Consider the following 17,475-nt stretch of genomic DNA (forward strand, 5'->3'; position numbering starts at 1 on the left):
CCGCGCAATTGCGGGGCCGCGCGGCAGCTGTGGACGCTCTGTCGGACACGTTCGCTCTCTCTGCTCTCCGGCAGCCGGGGCCGCCTGCGACCATTGGCGCCTTAACTCCGGACAGGCAAGTGCCAGTTGGGTGCGCCGGGGCGGGCCGTCAAGTCCCACCGGCAGGGGATGCGGAGCGATCCGGCACGGCCGGAGCGCCGCCGCCCAGCGCGGCAAACAGGCCAACCGTGTCAGTCAGCCGCATGGTCCGAGCCGCAAGCAGCTGGGCGCGAGCCTGCTGCGCCGTGGCGCGGGCATTCAGAACCGTCAGCGTACCCACGCTGCCCAGCTCGAGCTGGCGGCGGACATAGCCGAGCGAGGTCTGCGCCGCTGTGTCGGCCCGGGTCGCGGCATCGAGCGCACGGGCATCGGTGGTGAGCGCGGTCAGGGCGTTGGCGACATCGGCGAAGGCTTGCAGCGCGGCCCCACGGTACTGCGCCTTGGCCGCGTCAAGCGCGGCCTCGGCCGCTTTCTGCTGATGGCGCAGAGTTCCGCCGTGGAACAGCGGCGCGGTCAGCCCGCCCAGCAGCGACCAGAAAGGATTGCCGTCGGCGAACAGCGCGCCGAAATCGCGCGCGGCGCCGCCGGCGGCGGCACTCAGCGTGATCGTCGGCAAGCGGGCGGCGATCGCAGCCCTGACGTCGGCTCCGGCGCCCTCCAGCGCCGCGGCGGCAGCCGCCACGTCGGGCCGCTGGGCGACGAGGTCGGACGGCAGGCTGAGCGGCAGATCCGCCGGCAGGGTGAGCGTGTCGAGCGCAGGCAACGGCGGCAGCGGCGCACCGGGCGCCGCGCCAAGCAGCACGCCGAGCCCGGCCAGATTGGCACGGCGGGCCCGCTCCAGCGGGGGCAGCAGGCCCTCCGACGCGGCCAGCGCGGCCTCCTGCGCGGCGACATCAGCCTGGCCGATCGCCCCCAGTGCCTGGCGTGCGCGGAGCAGGCGCAGGATCTCGCGGTTGCTGTCGACCGCCGCCTGGGCCGCCTCGAGTTGCGCCTCGAGCGCGGCGTTCTGGATCGCGGCCAGCACGACATTGCCAGCCACCATCGTCCGCACCCCGCGCAGATGCTCGGCGGTGGCCCACGCGGCCGCCCGGGCCGAGGCGACGCGGGCGCGGTTGCCGCCGAACAGGTCGAGCGAGTAGCCAACACTGAGCTGGGCGGTGTGAAGCGAGAACAGGCTGGGCACCGGATCGGCCAAGGGCGTGGCGATCGTGCCCGACAGACGCTCCCGCTCCACCGCATAGCCCGCGTCGACCTGGGGGAACAGCACCCCGCGCGCCGCCGCCGTCAGCTCCTGCGCCTGGCGCAGGTTGGCCCCGGCCACGGCCAGATCGGTATTGGCGTCCAGCGCCCGGGCGACCAGCGCGTCCAGCGCCGGGCTGGCAAAAGCGCGCCACCAGTCGGCGGCAAGGGCCATGCCGGGCCGGACCGTCTGGGGCGGACCGTGATCGGGTGCGATCGGCCCGGTCAGCACCTCGGCCGGGGCATTACCGGCGGCACTCGCGGGCAGCGACAGGCCGATCGCCGGGGTCCCGGCCGATGCCGGGGTGGCCGCGGCCAGCGGGGCCAGGGCGCAGGCCAGCATCAGCGTCAGGCGGCGGCTCATGCCGGTTCTCCCGCAGCGGCCGGAAAGGCCTCGTCCTCGGAGGGGTGCGCCTTGGCCGCGACGAGCCGGCTCGAGAAGCGCGCGATCAGCAGCGGCAGGACCAGCAGGATCAGCAGCGGCGCCATGGTCATGCCGCCGACCACGACGAGCGCGAGCGGCTTCTGCACCTGGCTGCCGATCCCGGTCGAAAGCGCCGCAGGGAGCAGCCCGATCGCCGCGACCAGACAGGTCATCACCACCGGCCGCAGCGAATTGGTGGTGGCGATCCGCAGCGCCGTTTCGGGCCCGTTGCCCTCGTCCATCGCCTGGTTGAAGTTGGTCACCACCAGGATGCCGTCCATCACCGCGATCCCGAACAGGGCGACAAAACCGATCGCCGCCGAGATCGAGAAGGCCGTTCCGGTCAGCAACAGCCCCAGCACGCCGCCGACGACGGCCATCGGGATCACGCTGAAGGACAGCAGCGTATCGCGCATGTTGCCGAAGTTGGCGTAGAGTAGACCCAGCATAAGGAGCAGGCTGATCGGCACGACGATTTCGAGCCGGGCCACGGCGTTCTGCAGGTTGGCCAGTTCTCCAGCCCATTCCAGGGTGTAGCCGGGGGGGAGCGCAACGTGCTGGGCGATGTTGCGCTGGGCCTCGGCGACCGCGCTGCCGAGATCGCGGTCGCGCACCGAGAACTTGATCGGAATGTAACGCGACTGGTGCTCACGGTAGATGAAGGCGGCGCCGCTGGTCAGCCGCACGTCGGCCAGCTCGGACAGGGGCACCTGGATGGTCGATCCGTCCGGCGCGGTGGCCCCCACCGTGATCCGCTTGACCGCCTCGAGACTGTCGCGCTGGTCGGACTTGAGGCGCACGACGATCGGGAAGTGCCGATCGGTGTGCGGCTCGTAGAGATCGCCCGGCGAGGCACCGCCGATCGCGGCCTGGACCGTCTGATTGACGTCATCCACGTTGAGCCCGAAGCGGGCGGCCTTGACCCGGTCGACATCGATCCGCACGGTCGGCTGGCCAAGCGACTGGAAGATGCCGAGATCGGCGATCCCCCGGACCCTGGCCATCTGGTCGCGGATCTTGCCCGCCAGGTCCTCCAGCGTCGCCAGATCGGGGCCGAACAGCTTGACCGAGTTGGCGCCCTTCACGCCCGAGGCCGCCTCCTCGACGTTGTCCTCGATGATCTGCGAGAACGAGAAGTCGACCCCGGGATACTTGTTCTTCAGCCGGGCCGAAAGCTGGGCCACCAGCTTCTCCTTGTCCATGCCCGCGGGCCACTGGTCGAACGGCTTCAGCGGCACGAAGTATTCCACGTTGAAGAAGCCCGTGGCATCGGTGCCGTCGTCGGGCCGGCCGTGGGCGGAGAGAACTGCCGTCACCTCCGGGTAGGTCATGATGTCGCGGCGAATGGCCTCGGCGGTGGGCTCACCCGCGTCGAGCGAGATCGAGGCCGGGAGCGAGGCGCGGATGTACATGTTGCCCTCCTCGAGGTGCGGCAGGAACTCGATCCCGAGCGAACGCACGCCAACGAAGGCGCCCAGCACCAGCAGCACACCGCCGCCGATGGCCAGGAGCTGGTTGCGGTAGGCGAAGGCGGCGGCCGGCTCGTAGACGCGGCGCAGCCGGGCGACGATCCAGGTCTCCACCTCGCTGAGCTTGTCAGGCAGCAGCATGGTCGAGAGCACCGGCGCCACAGTAAAGGTCGCGATCAGGCCGCCGACGATGGCATAGGCGTAGGTCTTGGCCATCGGCCCGAAGATGTGGCCCTCCACCCCGGTCAGGGTGAACAGCGGGAGGAAGCTGGCGATGATGATGGCCGCCGCGAAGAAGATCCCGCGGCTGACCTCGCTCGAGGCCTGCAGCACCGCGCCGATGCGGCTGGCGAAGGTGTAGTGCGCCCCGTCCTCGGGGTGGCTCTCCACGTGGTGGGACCGTTCCGACATGTGGCGGAAGATGTTTTCGACCATGATCACCGTGGCATCGACCACCAGCCCGAAATCAAGCGCGCCGACCGAGAGCAGGTTGGCGCTCTCACCCTGGAGGGTCAGGATCAGCACCGCGAAGGACAGCGCGAAGGGAATCGTCGCGGCCACGATCAGCGCCGAACGCAGGTTGCCGAGGAAGGCCCACTGCAGGATGAAGATCAGCAGCACGCCGGCGATCAGGTTCTCCATCACGGTGTGGGTGGTCACCCCGATCAGGTCCGACCGGTCGTAGATCCGTTCCAGCGAGACGCCGGGAGGCAGGACACCGGTGCTGTTGATCTTGTCGATCTCGGCCTTGACCGCCTGGATCGTCGGCATCGACTGGGCACCGCGGCGCATCAGCACGATGCCTTCCACGATGTCGTCATCAGTGTTGAGCCCGGCGATGCCGTTGCGCGGCATGTTGCCGATCTTGACTGCGGCGACGTCCTTGAGCAGCACCGGCACGGCGCCGTCGCGGGCTACGAGGGTATCCTGGATCTGATCGACCGACTGGATCAGCCCGACCCCGCGGACGATCGCGCTCTGCGCCCCGAAGTTGATCGTCTGCCCGCCGACATTGGCATTGGCATGGGCCAGCGCCGAGATCACCTGCCCGACCGTGGCGTGATGCGCGGCCAGCCTGTCGCGATCGACCACCACGTCGTAGGAACGCAGCTTGCCGCCCCAGCCGGTCACGTCGATCACCCCGGGGATCGCGCGGAAGCGGCGCTGCAGCACCCAGTCCTGCAGGGTCTTGAGATCCTCCACCGAATAGCCGGCGGGGGCCTTGATGCGGTAGCGGTAGATTTCGCCGACCGGGCTGGTGGGCGAGATCGTCGGGATCGCGCCGCCGGGCAGCTGGGGCAGCTGCGCCAGCCGGTTGATCACCTGCTGCTGGGCCTGGTCGTAACTGAAGTCGTAGGTGAACTGGATCTTCACGTCCGACAGGCCGAACAGCGAAATCGCGCGGATCGCGGTCATGTGCGGCAGGCCCGACATCTGGACCTCGATCGGCACGGTGACCCCGCGCTCCATCTCCTCGGCCGACAGGCCGCTGGACTGGGTGACGATCTCGACCATCGGAGGGACCGGATCGGGGTAGGCCTCGATGTTGAGGTTGTAGAAGGCCACGCCCCCGGCCACGATCATGGCGAGGAAGAAGCCGACGATGGTGAGGCGCTGCCGCAGCGCCAAGCGGACAAGGCCGATCATCAGTTCAGCCCCGCTTCGTTGACGAAGAGCGCACCGGCGCTGACCACCCGCTCGCCCGGCCGCAGCCCGGCCAGGATCGTGATCCGGCCATCGTGACTCTCCCCGGTCCGCACCGGACGGGCGATCACGCGGCCGCGGCCGAGGTAGACCCAGACCCGCGCGCTGTCGCCCTCGTGGATCACCGCCTCGGCCGGGACCGAGAGGACCCGCGTGGTCGCCGGAGCGGCGGGATCGGCAGCAAGCGGGCTGCGGATGGTGAAATCGGCGAACATCTGCGGCTTGAGCGCGCCATCCGGGTTGGGAATCGTCGCACGAACCGTCAGCCGGTGGGTTTCCGGGTCGATCTGCGCGGCGACGTTGTCGATCACCGCGTCGAAGGTGCGGCCGGGGTAGGCGGTGGTGGTCACCGTGAGGTGATCGCCGAGGTGGACCCGCGCGGCATCGCTTTCGGCGACCTGCGCGACCAGCCAGACCCTGGAGAGATCGGCGATGACGAACACCGGCGTGGTCCCGCCGCCTGTGACATACTGGCCCTCGGCCACGGCGCGGGTCACCACCACGCCGCCGATCGGGGCATGGAGGTTGGTGTCGGCATGGATCCCGCCGATCCCGCCGGCGCCGTCGAGACGGGCGATCTCGCCCGGGGTCTTGCCGAACACGACCAGCCGGTCCTTCGCCGCACCCACCGCCGAATCGGCAATGCGCAGCGCCGACTGGGCATTGACCAGATCGCCGCGCGCCTGCTGGACATCCTTGAGCGCGCCGCCGGCGGTGCGGTAGATCTCCTCCGCCCGCGCCGCGTTCTCCTGCGCCACCCGCAGCTGCGAGGCCGCGCTGGCGCGCTGCGCCTCGGCCGCGAACAGGGCATTGCGGGCATCGACCACGTCGCTGGTGCGGATGCGCAGCAGCACGTCGCCCTGGCGGACCCGGTCGCCGTTCTGGACGTTCACCGTCAGGACCTGGCCGGAATAGGGCAGGAACACCGGCGTGCTGCGCGTCTCGTCGACCGCGATCTGGCCGCTCGCGCCGGTCCGCTCGTAGCCGTCATCGCCCCCCGCAACCGCGATCTTCAGGCTGCTGAGCTGCTGCGGGGTAAGCTGCAACTCGCCCGCGGGCAGCACGGGGGGCGGCACCTCGGGGCGGCTCAGCGCCCAGTGCAGACCGCTCACCGCGGCGCTGACGAGGACGACCGCCAGAATGGCACAGACAAGGATCCGGACCTGCTGGTCACGGCTCAGGGCAGGAACGCGGTGTTCGAAGGTCATCGGCTCAACTTTGCTGGCGAGGCGCCCGGCGCGCCCGTTCAACCGGGTCGCGCGACGGCAAAGTTGATCCGCCACGAGCCCCGTGGCTTTCGCATCTGCGCTTTCGAACCTGTCGGGAGCCTCGCGCGCCGATTAACTTTACGTCATGGTCAGCGGCGCCCTCAGGCCGTGCCGATCGCCTGCCCCGCCGCCCAGCCGCTCGCCCAGGCCCACTGGAAGTTGTAGCCGCCCAGCCACCCGGTCACGTCGACGCACTCGCCGATTGCGTAGAGGCCCGGCACGCGCCGGGCCATCATCGTCCGCGACGAGAGATCGGCGGTAGAGATCCCGCCGGCTGTCACCTCGGCCTTGGCAAAGCCCTCGGTGCCGGTGGGCTGAAACGGCCACCGGGCGAGCCGGGCCTCTGCCGCGCGCAGCGCCTTGTCGTTCAGCGCGCCCAGCTCCCGATCCAGCTCGAGCCGCTCGGCGAGCACCTCGGCCAGCCGCGCCGGCAGGGTCGCTCCCAGCACCCGGCGCAGCCCAGCGCGCGGCTGCTGCCGCTTGTGCTCGACCAGCCAGCCCGGATCGGCCTGCGGGAGGAAATCGACCGCGATCGGGGTGCGGTGCTCCCAGTAGGACGAAATCTGGAGCATGGCGGGGCCGGACAGGCCCTTGTGGGTGAACAGCGCAGCTTCGCGGAAGCAGGTCTTGCCCCAGTGCACCGCGACCTCGGCGGCGACCCCGGACAGCGACTGGAACAGGGCATCGGCCGGCCCCAGCGTGAAAGGCACCAGCGCGGGGCGCGGCTGGACCACAGCCAGCCCGAACTGGCGCGCCACCTCGTAGGCGAAGCCGGTGGCCCCAAGCTTGGGGATCGCCGGCCCGCCGGTGGCCAGCACCAGCGCCCGCCCGGTCAGGTCCACACCGTTGCGGGTCACGTGGAACAGGCCATCGCGATGGGCGATCTGATTGACCGGTTGACCGCATAGCAGCTCCACCCCCGCCGCGGCGCATTCGCCAGCCAGGAGATCGACGATCTGCCGCGCCGACCCGTCGCAGAACAGCTGGCCCAGGGTCTTCTCGTGCCAGGCGATGCCGTGCCGCTCGACCAGGGCGAGGAAATCCTGCGCGGTGTAGCGGCCCAGCGCCGACTTGGCGAAGTGGGGGTTGGCCGAAAGGTAGCGGTCCGGGGCAGTATGGAGATTGGTGAAGTTGCAGCGTCCCCCGCCCGAGATCAGGATCTTGCGTCCCGGCGCCGGTCCATGATCGATCAGCAGCACCCGCAATCCGCGCTGTCCGGCGGTGGCGGCACACATCATGCCGGCCGCGCCGGCGCCCAGCACGATCGCGTCATAGGGTTCGGGGGCAGCGCTCATCCCGGCGCCCTAGCGCGCCGGGCGTGGTGTGACGAGAGGGCAAGAGGCTCGACGTGCCGGTCCGGCTTGGGTAACCCAGGGACATGGACCTCAGAGCTGATTTCGCCGCCGGCCTCACCGTGCTCGTCACGGGTGCCACCTCGGGCTTCGGAGCCGCCATGGTGCGGCGCGTGATCGCCGGGGGCGGGCGCGCAATCGCCACCGGCCGCCGCGCCGAGCGGCTGGCCGCGCTGGCCGCGGAGCTCCCCGGCGACCGCCTGCTGACCGTGCCGCTCGACGTCACCGAGCGGGACTGCGGTGACCGCCTGCTGGCCGCGCTCCCAGCCGGGTTCGCCGCGATCGACGTCCTGTTCAACAATGCCGGACTGGCGCTTGGCCTCGAGCCCGCGCACCGCACCGATCCCGACGACTGGGAGACGATGATCGCCACCAATGTCGCGGGGCTGACCCGGATGACCCGCGCGGTCCTGCCTGGCATGGTCGAACGCGGCCGCGGCCATGTGATCAACGTCAGCTCGGTGGCAGCCAGCTACCCCTACCCTGGCGGCAACGTTTACGGCGCGACCAAGGCCTTCGTCCGCCAGTTCTCACTCAATCTGCGGTCCGACCTGCTGGGCACACCGGTGCGGGTCACCTCGCTCGAGCCCGGCATGTGCGAGACCGAGTTCAGCGAGGTGCGTTTCGCCGGTGACAAGGACAAGGCTGCGGCGGTCTATGCCGGGGTCCACGCCCTGTCGGCGGACGACGTTATCGACGCGGTCGAGGCGGTGCTGCGCATGCCTGCACATCTCAACGTCAACACGATCGAGATCATGCCGGTCCAACAGGCCTTTGCCCCCTTTGCCGTGGCGCGCCGCGGCTGAAGGCAGCCTTCACGTCCTCAGCACTTACGAAAGCCCCGCCGATGCGCCTGACCCGCCATACCGACTATGCGCTGCGGATCCTGCTGCAGGCCGCCACCCAGCCGGGCGAACGGCTCTCGATCGCCGCTGTGGCCGAGGCGCAGGGCATAGCGCGCAACCACGCGATGAAGCTGGTCAACGAGCTGGCCAATGCGGGACTGCTGGCGACCACCCGCGGGCGCGGCGGCGGGTTCACGCTTGGCCGCGCGGCGGACAGCATCCTGATCGGCGAGGTCGTGCGGCTGACCGAGCCCGACCTGCAGCCCGCCGATTGCCCGAACTGCGCGCTGCAACCGGCCTGCGGGCTGATCCCGGTGCTGGACGGTGCAGCCGAGGCATTTCTGGCCGAGCTTGACCGCCACACCTTGGCCGACGCGGCGCGGCACACTCGCCTGTCTCCCGCGCTGCGCAACCGCACCGCAACCGAGGCCCAGGTCGCGGCCGAGACCTGAGCCGACCGCCGGACCACAGGTCCTGCTGGTCTGCGCGATCGCGTTCGGGCTGGTTCGGCTCCTTCGCGACCGGCGGGTTCGAGCCGGCCGGTCTCCGGCCGGACCCCGCACCCGAAACCGGCGCTCAGGCCGCCTGGCGCGTCCGCTCGCTGGCTTCGCGGTTGAGCTCCTCGGCCAGAAGGAAGGCCAGCTCAAGCGATTGCGCCGCATTCAGCCGGGGATCGCAGTGCGTGTGGTAGCGATCGGCCAGGCCCTCCTGGGTCAGCGCGATGGCCCCGCCGGTGCACTCGGTCACGTCGCGGCCGGTCATCTCGATATGGATCCCGCCGGCATGGGTGCCCTCGGCCCGGTGCACGGCAAAGAACCCCTTCACCTCGGTCAGGATGCGATCGAACGGGCGCGTCTTGTAGCCGTTGTCGGCCTTGATCACGTTGCCGTGCATCGGATCGCACGACCACACCACCGGATGACCTTCGCGGGCGACCGCGCGGACCAGCGGGGCAAGGCCGGCCTCGACCTTGTCGTGCCCGAAGCGGCTGATCAGCGTGATCCGGCCCGGCTTGCGCGCCGGATTGAGCGTGTCGAGCAGCTTGAGCAAAGCATCCGGGGCAAGCGACGGGCCGCACTTCATGCCCAGCGGATTGCCGACCCCGCGCAGGAACTCGACGTGCGCCGAACCCTCGAACCGGGTCCGGTCGCCGATCCACAACATGTGGGCCGAGCAGTCATACCAGTCACCGGTCAGCGAATCCTGCCGGGTCAGTGCCTCCTCATAAGGCAGCAGCAGCGCCTCGTGGCTGGTGTAGAAGCTGGTGCCCTGCAGTTGCGGCACGGTTTGCGGATCGATTCCGCAGGCCTGCATGAAATCCAGCGCTTCGCCGATCCGCGCCGAAACCTCGGCAAACTTCTGCGCCCAGGGGCTGCGGTCCATGAACTCGAGCGTCCATTGGTGGACCTGGCGCAGGTTGGCGTAGCCACCATGCGCGAAGGCGCGCAGCAGGTTCAGCGTCGCAGCCGACTGGCTGTAGGCCTTGAGCATCCGGTCAGGATCAGGGATGCGCGATTCGGGGGTGAAATCGATGCCGTTGATGTTGTCGCCAAGGTAGCTCGGCAGCTCGACCCCGCCGACCGTTTCGGTCGGCGACGAGCGTGGCTTGGCGAACTGGCCGGCCATGCGCCCGACCTTCACCACCGGCTGCTTGCTGGCGAAGGTCAGCACCACGGCCATCTGCAGCAGCACGCGGAAGGTGTCGCGGATGTTGTTGGGATGGAACTCGGCGAAGCTCTCGGCGCAGTCCCCGCCCTGCAGCAGGAAGCCGCGACCGGCGGCCACCTCGGCCAGATCGGCGGTCAGCGCCCGCGCCTCACCGGCAAAGACCAGCGGCGGGAAGCTCGTCAGGGTCTGCTCGACCGCAGCCAGCTTCGCCCCGTCCGGATAGACCGGCATGTGCTTCGCTTCCTGGGTCTGCCAACTCTTCGGGTTCCAGTTCTTCGCCACGTGTCTGCTCCTTCGGGTGGCGCGGCATAGCCCGCGTTCCGCCCCATTGCAAAAGCGGGATCGCCGATCAGCGCGATCGCCCGCCGCGTTGGACCCCGCATCCTTGTCGGAGGCCCATGCGCAAGGGGCCGGAAGGTTTCCCTCCCGGCCCCCTGGTTCGTCTGTCGCTGGATCCGGGCTTAGCCGCCGTGGACCTGCGCGACGTCGACCTTGAGGCCGGGGCCCATCGACGAGGAGAGACCGATCTTGCGCAGGTACTTGCCCTTGGCGCCCGACGGCTTCGCCTTGACGATGGCGTCCACGAAGGCGTCAAAGTTGGCGCGCAGCGCCTCGTTCGAGAACGACAGCTTGCCGATCCCGCCGTGGATGATGCCGGCCTTTTCGACGCGGAACTCGATCTGCCCGCCCTTGGCGGCCTTGACCGCTTCGGCGACGTTCGGGGTGACGGTGCCCAGCTTCGGGTTCGGCATCAGGCCCTTGGGACCCAGCACCTTGCCGAGGCGGCCGACCAGACCCATCATGTCCGGCGTGGCGATCACGCGGCCATAGTCGAGGTTGCCGGCCTGCATGTCTTCCAGCAGGTCTTCGGCACCAACCTTGTCGGCGCCGGCGGCCAGCGCGGCCTCGGCCTTGTCACCGCGCGCGAACACGGCAACCTTGACGTCCTTGCCCGTGCCCGACGGCAGGGTGACCATGCCGCGCACCATCTGGTCGGCATGGCGCGGATCGACGCCCAGGTTCAGCGAAACCTCGAGGCTCTCGTCGAACTTGGCGCTCTTCAGATCCTTGAGGAGCTGGATCGCCTCGTCCACCGCGTAGAGCTTCTGGTTGTCGCCCAGCTTCTCGGTCAGGGCCTTCTGCTTCTTGGTCTGCTTTGCCATCGGATCAGCCCTCCACAACCTGCAGGCCCATCGAACGGGCCGAGCCCTCGATGATCTTGGTGGCCTGTTCGATATCGTTCGCGTTCAGATCGGCCATCTTGGTCTGGGCGATCGCGGCGAGCTGCGAGCGCTTGATCGTGCCGGCCGACACCTTGCCCGGCTCCTTCGAGCCCGACTTGAGGTTGGCAGCCTGCTTGATCAGGAAGCTGGCAGGGGGGGTCTTGGTGATGAAGCTGAACGAGCGGTCCGAATAGACGGTGATGACCGTCGGGATCGGCATGCCCTTTTCCAGCTCCTGCGTGGCGGCATTGAACGCCTTGCAGAATTCCATGATGTTGACACCGCGCTGACCCAGCGCGGGGCCGATCGGCGGCGACGGCGTGGCGGAGCCCGCCTTCACCTGCAGCTTAATGTAACCTTCGATCTTCTTGGCCACGATGGCCTCCTTTCATCCTGTTGCCGGGCTGGCGGCCCGGCTCAGATCAAGCGGTCAGACGGCACCCGCAGGCGCCTCCCGCACGGATTCCCGAATCCGGTTGCCCGGACAGGGAGGCGCGCCTTTAGGGGAAGAGGGCGCAAAAGGGAAGAGGTAGCGTGGGCGGGAGGGCTTAACGCCAGCCCGCGCCGTAAACACCGGGCCGACGCCGCAGCGTCAGGCCCCTGCCCTCACTTCGCCAGTTCGACTTCCTCGAAGCCGAGCTCGACCGGCGTGGCGCGACCGAAGATCGAGACCGAGACCTTGACCCGCTGCTTGTCGAAGTCGAGCTCTTCCACCGTGCCGTTGAAGCTGGCGAAGGGCCCGGCGTTGACCTTGACCGAATCGCCGATCTCGTAATCGACCGAAACCTCGCGGCGCGGTTCGGCGGCAGCCTGGTCGCGGGCGCCGAAGTAGCGCGCGGCCTCGCGGTCGCTGATCGCCTGCGGCTTGCCGTTGGGGCCAAGGAAGCCGGTGACTTTCGCGGTGTTCTTGATCAGGTGGTACACGTCGTCGTTCATCGCCAGCTTGGCGAGCACGTAGCCGGGCATGGTCTTGCGCTCGGACTGCACCTTCTTGCCGCGCTTGACCTCGGTCACGGTCTCGGTCGGCACCTCGACGGCCTCGACGAGTTGTTCCAGGCCAAGCCGCTCGGCCTCGGCAATGATCGAATCCCGCACCTTGTTCTCGAAGCCGGAATAGGCGTGGATGATGTACCAGCGAGCCATGGGTTCTCTCTTCGTTGTCTCAGGCCAGCGACAGCAGGAAGCGCACGATCTCGCCGAACAGCGAATCGATCCCGAGGAAAAACACCGCGAGCATCACCATCATCAGGCCGACAAAGATCGACGTGACGTAGGTTTCCTTGGCGGTCGGCCAGACCACCTTGCGGGCCTCGGCCTTCACCTCGTTGAAAAACTGGCCGGGGTTGAACTTGGCCATGTCGCGGGCTCTTCCGTGCAAATTGCTGCCGTTTCTTCCGCCAAGGGGACAGCGCCGCCCCGGCGCCCTGGGAGGCAAACCGGGAGGGGCAGCAGGTCTCCGATGTCGGGAGTGCGGCTCAGTTAGCGATGCGCGCGCGAATTGGCAAGTCGCGCCAGCAGCGAGTGCTTACTGCGGAAGATCACCCGGGCTCCGGCGGGGAGATCGGCCGGGGCGTACTTGCCGAAGTACCACAGGTAATCCGCATCGGCGGCGGGCTTGAACTTGGCCAGCCGCACCGAGCGGCGCGCACGCGCATAGATCCGGTGCGAGGGATCGACCCATTTCCACGCCGCCGGGGTCAGCGTCAGCATATGCACCCCGGGGATCGCGAAGTGGTTGTTGACCAGCGCGTTGCGGCGCAGCGTCGCGTAGCAGCCAAGGTGGCCATAGAGCGGCTGGGCCCACAGCCCCACCTCCTCGCGCACTGCCACCGCCACCCGCGCACCGCGCGGGATCTGGTCTAGCGCCTTCATCATGTAGGCGACGTTGGCCGAATGGACCGTCCACACCGCGGAGGTGATGACGAGCCGCACCGCGAAGGGGCCGAGCGCCAACCACATCAGCGGCCAGCCCGGCCGCCAGTCGATCGCGAGCGCCAGCAGCATCAGCCCGACCGCGATGAGCCGCAGGTCGGCCAGATCGCCGCCGCCAAGGTGCCTCGGGACGATCAGCGAGAGCAGCAGGATCAGTAGCGCGCCCACTGCGAGGCGCCGGTCCAGCCGTCGGAACCACAGCGCCACCAGCGGGGCGATCAGCAGCAGCAGCGTAGTTGCATAGTCGAGATAGCGCACCCGGTCGCGCAGCGACTGCTTCCAGAACGACCACTTCACCAGCAGTGGCCGCCGGCCGTAGTTGAACGACCCCTCGGCCTGCTGGCTAGCGAGCACGGTCGGCAGGAACGGCAGCCACAGCGGCCAGGTCGCCAGCGCGGCACGCCACAGCGCGGTCCAGCGCGGAACCCCCGCCGTGGCCAGACGCGCCCATTCATAGGCAAACACCATCACCCCCAGCACGCCCCAGCCCGACTGGTGCGCCAGCCAGACCAGCGCGCCGATCGGCACGAACAGCGGGGCCCGCCAGCGGTGGCCCTCCAGCCGCACCCACAGCGCAAAGGCATAGAGTGCGCCGGCCAGGGCCAACTCGAAATTGAGGAAACCCATCAACAGGGCGGGCGACCAGACCGTCGCCAGCGCCAGCAGCGGGCCGATGCCAATTCGCCGCCGCAGCGTCCATTCGACCGCGAACAGCCCGCCGGCGACCAGCATCGGGATGGTAATGACCAGCAGGCGCCCGCCCGCCTCGAGCCCGAACACGGCGGCCAGCGGCCGGATCAACAGGTCGGCACCGAGGTTGCCAGACCAGACCCAGCGGAACGCATAATAGCGGGCCAGCTCGGGCGACCGGCCATCGTCCATCATGATGTACCACCGGGCGAGATGGGCCGGGTAATCGGTCATCTGCGGGTAGTGCGCGAGCATGCCAGGCAACCCCGCCGCACAGCAGACGAGCAGGATCAGTCCCAGTTGCAGCGGACTGAGCCGGGACTCGACAGCGGAGGCGGACGTGGGTCGGAGCATTACCGGGCTGTCAGCGATTGCGGCAGGATTGTGGCGCCCCGTCTAGGCACAGCCGGCGGCCCTTGGCAACCGCAGATCGACCGGCCGCGCGACGCGGGGCCAGCCGAAGTCGCTGATGATCAAGGGGGATGCTGGCAGGAGTGGAGGGACTCGAACCCCCGGCCCTCGGTTTTGGAGACCGATGCTCTACCAACTGAGCTACACTCCTGCGGGCGGGGTCGGCCTCTAGAGGGCGGGAAGGCGGATGGCAAGGCCGAGTTGCCCCGCCCCGCCAAGACCCGGTTTTGCAGCGCCGCCAAATCGGCTAGGCAGGCGCGGTGGAGCGTCCCGGCAAGATCATCGACCCCGACATGCTGATGCTGGCCTATCGCAGCGGGATCTTTCCCATGGCCGATAGCCGCGACGATCCCGAAGTGTTCTGGGTCGAGCCCCGACTGCGTGCGATCCTGCCGCTCGATGGCTTCCGCTGCTCGCGCTCGCTGGCCCGCACGCTGCGCCGAGGGCGGTTCAGGGTCACCTGCAACAGCGCCTTTCCCGCGGTGATGGAGGCCTGCGCCGCGCCGCGGCGCGATACGGCGGAAACGTGGATCAGCGCGCGCATCGCCGCCAGCTACCGCGCGCTGCACCGCGAGGGGCTGGCCCATTCGATCGAGTGCTGGAGCGACGATCCGGACGGCGGCGCGCCGCTCCTTGTCGGCGGGCTGTATGGCGTGGGCTTCGACCGGGTGTTCTGCGGCGAATCGATGTTCAGTGTGGTGCCCGACGCCTCGAAGGTCGCGCTGGCCTGGCTGGTGGCAGCGCTGCGCCGTTGTGGCACCGAATTGCTGGACTGCCAGTTCATGACCGACCACCTCGCCTCATTGGGGGCGGTCGAGCTGGCTCAGTCACGCTATCTCACACTGCTGCGCCACGCACAGCGGCCAGCAGCCCGGCGGCCTTACTCGGCGGCGGCCGACCCGGCGGGCGACGGCGTTATGGTGGGCGCCGAAGAGGCTGTACTGGCGCTGCCGGACGGCTTCGCAGCGCTGCTGGCGGCGGCGTATGCAGCTGGATCCTCTTCCTCGCCCGGGAACTTCATCGCGCAGTCCTTGACCCAGACGTCGTAGACCGGGTGCTCGACCACGTTGAGCGAAGGCGAATTCTTGAACAGCCAACCGGAAAAGATCTTGCGCCAGCGCAGGGGGTCGGCGGTGCTACGGCGCTCTTCCACCCAGACCTGGACGAAGGCTCCGATCTCGGGCGGGCTTTCCCACGGCAGGGTACGCTCGCAATTGGCCAGCTTGACGATCACGTTGCCGACCCGGCGCACCTCACCGGTGCGCAGGACCAGATCCTGTGCCAGATTGTTGCGCTTGTTGAGCAGACCGATCGTCGCGACCCGATCCTTGACCGGCGTGCCATAGTCGCTTTCGACCGCCCGGGCCGCCGGCTTGCCACCAGCAACGCCGGTGGGGATGGCGGTGGCAGCCTCGTCAGGACCGGCATTGTCTGACCCGCAGGCGGTCAGCCACAAGCAGGCAGCCAGCCCTGTCAGCATCCGGCGACCGGGGCGCGGCGACGGGCGCGTCGTGAGGGCCCCGGCCCGGGTCACGCGAATCAGGCGTCCGGCGACCAGGCTTCGTAATCGCCGGTGGCGCGGGCCCGCACGCCGCCCTTCTCGAGCGCACCCTGCGGCAAGTAGGCCTGGGCCGTGCCAGTGGCATTGGGCGTGTAGTCCACCTCCCAGATCCGCGGCGGCGGCAGGAAACTCTCGGGCACGCCGTCAAAGGTGCCATGCAGCCAGCCATGCCATTCGGCGGGGACCCGGCTGGCATCGTTGGCACCGTTGTAGATCACCCAGCGGCGCTCCTGGCCAGCGCGGGGGTGGCCCTTGGGATAAGGCTTACGGCCACGGTAGTAGCGATTGCCTTGCGCATCGGTGCCGACCTGCTCGCCGTGGCGGGCGCTGTCGATGAGGGTGCCGATGGTGGCGCCGTTCCACCAGGTGAAGATCTTCGCGAGGATACCCATGGCCGTCGCGCCTAGCGGATCGAAGGGGGGTGCGGCAAGAGGCGAGAGACCGGGATCGCCGCAAGGCGGCGCGGTGATCACCAGCTGACGAGATCGCCCGGCTTGATCCCCAGCGCCGCGGCCCGTCCCTCGTTGAGCTCGAGCACGGCCAGTGTCACCCCGGCCGAGGGCAGCGGGGTTTCATCATAGGGCACGCCATGGGCGATGTTGAGGATCCGGCGATCCTTGCCGATGAAGATGATGTCCAGCGGAATCACCGTGTTGCGCATCCAGAACGCGGCATGGTCGGGCGGCTGGCGGAGGAAGATCATGCCCTCGTCCGCGCCCATCTTGGTGCGGAACATCAAGCCACGCTGCTGCTCGGGTTCGGTGCTGGCTACCTCGACGCGGAAGGCATGCCGACCCACCCGCAACGGGATCACCGGCAGCCCGGATTCGGGATGGCGCGTTTCGGCCGACTGGGCCGCGGCGGCCGGCTGGCCACCCGCCTGACCGGACGAACAGGCCGCCAGCGCGGCGAAGGCGATGGCCTGAGCGGCCCGGGACCAAATCGTCATGCGTCGTTCTCCAGCTCCCCGCCCTCGGCCACCCAAGCCTCTGCCGCCTGCGGGTCGGCCGCGTCAAGCACGTCGCGGGCGTGATCCGCGCGATGGCCCGCCCGCAGCAGCGCGGCAAGCTGCTTTTCCCGCGCGGCGCGCTGGACCGCGCGGTCCATGCCGCCTGCGGCCGCGACGGCGAAGGGGCCAAGCCGCCGGCGCCGGGCGAAGGCCAGCGCTGCGGCGCGCTGGCTTGCCTCGCTCCCCGTCACGGACTGCCGCTCCTCGGCGGCGATCCCCGCAGCGTCGAGTGCCTGGCCGATCCGCCGCTCGCCATAGCCCCGGCGACGCAGCGAGCCGGCCTTCATCCGGGCATAGGCGGCATCGTCCACATAGCCCGCCTGGACAAAGCGCGCGACCAGATCGCCCACCGGCGGTTCCCCCGCGCCAGCCCAGCCGCGCTCGGCGAGCTTGCGTTTCAGATATGTTTCGAGTTTAGCCGCGCTCACCGCGAATCGGGCGACATAGGCCAGGGCCAAGTCATCAAGGCGCGCGGGGTCGAGCGGCCGGGGTGTGCGTTTCTGTCGGGAATGCGTAGTCATCCGGCCTTATTCGTGCCACAGTCGTTAAGGATTGGGGAGGCCCGGTCTGCGAACCGGGGCACAGGCCGGGGGGTCCGTGCCAATGCTGGGTTCACAAATGGGCGCCTACCGGCGCCGGAT

At 69.1% G+C, this 17,475-nt stretch carries 16 protein-coding genes, 1 tRNA gene and 1 pseudogene; 3 read left to right on the plus strand and 15 right to left on the minus strand.

The genetic code is table 11. The annotated features are described in order from the left end of the window. Nucleotides 1-148: 148 nt before the first annotated feature. From H7F53_RS04355 to H7F53_RS04370, 4 genes are all read right to left on the minus strand, one after another. Nucleotides 149-1,642, minus strand: a complete 1,494-nt coding sequence (locus H7F53_RS04355) for an efflux transporter outer membrane subunit (RefSeq protein ID WP_185678263.1) — start codon at nucleotides 1,640-1,642, stop codon at nucleotides 149-151. Then, a complete protein-coding gene (locus H7F53_RS04360; protein WP_185678264.1) occupies nucleotides 1,639-4,818 on the minus strand; it encodes an efflux RND transporter permease subunit in 3,180 nt (1,059 codons plus the stop codon). Before H7F53_RS04360 ends, H7F53_RS04355 begins: the two co-directional genes overlap by 4 nt. Next, nucleotides 4,818-6,083, minus strand: a complete 1,266-nt coding sequence (locus tag H7F53_RS04365) for an efflux RND transporter periplasmic adaptor subunit (protein WP_185678265.1) — start codon at nucleotides 6,081-6,083, stop codon at nucleotides 4,818-4,820. The genes H7F53_RS04360 and H7F53_RS04365 overlap by 1 nt, the downstream gene beginning before the upstream one ends. Nucleotides 6,084-6,244: 161 nt before the next feature. After that, complete coding sequence (locus tag H7F53_RS04370; RefSeq protein WP_185678266.1) at nucleotides 6,245-7,438, minus strand: BaiN/RdsA family NAD(P)/FAD-dependent oxidoreductase; 1,194 nt, start codon at nucleotides 7,436-7,438, stop codon at nucleotides 6,245-6,247. A gap of 83 nt (nucleotides 7,439-7,521) precedes the next feature. On the opposite strand from H7F53_RS04370, the gene H7F53_RS04375 reads away from it, so the two are divergent. Together H7F53_RS04375 and H7F53_RS04380 are read left to right on the plus strand one after the other, a co-directional pair. Beyond that, the gene (locus H7F53_RS04375; RefSeq protein ID WP_185678267.1) at nucleotides 7,522-8,301 is read left to right on the plus strand and encodes an SDR family NAD(P)-dependent oxidoreductase; all 780 of its coding nucleotides are present in this window, start codon (nucleotides 7,522-7,524) and stop codon (nucleotides 8,299-8,301) included. 41 nt (nucleotides 8,302-8,342) lie between these two features. Next, nucleotides 8,343-8,792, plus strand: a complete 450-nt coding sequence (locus tag H7F53_RS04380) for an Rrf2 family transcriptional regulator (RefSeq protein WP_185678268.1) — start codon at nucleotides 8,343-8,345, stop codon at nucleotides 8,790-8,792. A 124-nt stretch (nucleotides 8,793-8,916) separates the two neighbouring features. Here the strand turns inward: H7F53_RS04380 and H7F53_RS04385 are convergent, their stop codons facing one another. The 7 genes from H7F53_RS04385 to H7F53_RS04415 form a co-directional block, all read right to left on the minus strand. Next, entirely contained in the window at nucleotides 8,917-10,290 is a 1,374-nt protein-coding gene (locus H7F53_RS04385) for a class II 3-deoxy-7-phosphoheptulonate synthase (RefSeq protein ID WP_185678269.1), read from the minus strand. A gap of 179 nt (nucleotides 10,291-10,469) precedes the next feature. After that, nucleotides 10,470-11,171 (minus strand): 50S ribosomal protein L1, encoded by a 702-nt coding sequence (gene rplA / locus H7F53_RS04390; RefSeq protein ID WP_185678270.1) that lies wholly within the window; start codon nucleotides 11,169-11,171, stop codon nucleotides 10,470-10,472. A 4-nt stretch (nucleotides 11,172-11,175) separates the two neighbouring features. Further along, nucleotides 11,176-11,607: a 50S ribosomal protein L11 gene (gene rplK / locus H7F53_RS04395; RefSeq protein ID WP_185678271.1), complete on the minus strand. Its 432-nt coding sequence runs from the start codon at nucleotides 11,605-11,607 to the stop codon at nucleotides 11,176-11,178. A 230-nt stretch (nucleotides 11,608-11,837) separates the two neighbouring features. After that, nucleotides 11,838-12,374 (minus strand): transcription termination/antitermination protein NusG, encoded by a 537-nt coding sequence (gene nusG / locus H7F53_RS04400; RefSeq protein WP_185678272.1) that lies wholly within the window; start codon nucleotides 12,372-12,374, stop codon nucleotides 11,838-11,840. Between the two features lie 19 nt (nucleotides 12,375-12,393). After that, complete coding sequence (gene secE / locus H7F53_RS04405; RefSeq protein WP_185678273.1) at nucleotides 12,394-12,588, minus strand: preprotein translocase subunit SecE; 195 nt, start codon at nucleotides 12,586-12,588, stop codon at nucleotides 12,394-12,396. Nucleotides 12,589-12,710: 122 nt separating this feature from the next. Beyond that, nucleotides 12,711-14,108, minus strand: coding sequence for a hypothetical protein (locus H7F53_RS04410; protein WP_185678274.1), 1,398 nt, complete (start codon nucleotides 14,106-14,108; stop codon nucleotides 12,711-12,713). A gap of 231 nt (nucleotides 14,109-14,339) precedes the next feature. Beyond that, nucleotides 14,340-14,415: transfer RNA gene (locus H7F53_RS04415), tRNA-Trp, on the minus strand. A gap of 142 nt (nucleotides 14,416-14,557) precedes the next feature. Between H7F53_RS04415 and aat the strand changes: the two genes are divergently transcribed. Further along, nucleotides 14,558-15,313, plus strand: a complete 756-nt coding sequence (gene aat / locus H7F53_RS04420) for a leucyl/phenylalanyl-tRNA--protein transferase (RefSeq protein ID WP_185678411.1) — start codon at nucleotides 14,558-14,560, stop codon at nucleotides 15,311-15,313. A 35-nt stretch (nucleotides 15,314-15,348) separates the two neighbouring features. On the opposite strand, the pseudogene H7F53_RS04425 reads toward aat, so the two are convergent. The 4 genes and pseudogenes from H7F53_RS04425 to H7F53_RS04440 form a co-directional block, all read right to left on the minus strand. Then, nucleotides 15,349-15,744: pseudogene (locus tag H7F53_RS04425) on the minus strand (DUF2155 domain-containing protein); the annotation flags it as partial. A 59-nt stretch (nucleotides 15,745-15,803) separates the two neighbouring features. Beyond that, a complete protein-coding gene (locus H7F53_RS04430) occupies nucleotides 15,804-16,217 on the minus strand; it encodes an NADH:ubiquinone oxidoreductase subunit NDUFA12 (protein ID WP_185678275.1) in 414 nt (137 codons plus the stop codon). 77 nt (nucleotides 16,218-16,294) lie between these two features. Further along, nucleotides 16,295-16,774: a DUF192 domain-containing protein gene (locus H7F53_RS04435; protein WP_185678276.1), complete on the minus strand. Its 480-nt coding sequence runs from the start codon at nucleotides 16,772-16,774 to the stop codon at nucleotides 16,295-16,297. Continuing rightward, entirely contained in the window at nucleotides 16,771-17,262 is a 492-nt protein-coding gene (locus H7F53_RS04440) for a RecX family transcriptional regulator (protein WP_343061907.1), read from the minus strand. Before H7F53_RS04440 ends, H7F53_RS04435 begins: the two co-directional genes overlap by 4 nt. Nucleotides 17,263-17,475: the final 213 nt, after the last annotated feature.

Origin of the sequence: Novosphingobium piscinae, from assembly GCF_014230355.1 — a bacterium.
Lineage (GTDB): Bacteria > Pseudomonadota > Alphaproteobacteria > Sphingomonadales > Sphingomonadaceae > Novosphingobium > Novosphingobium piscinae.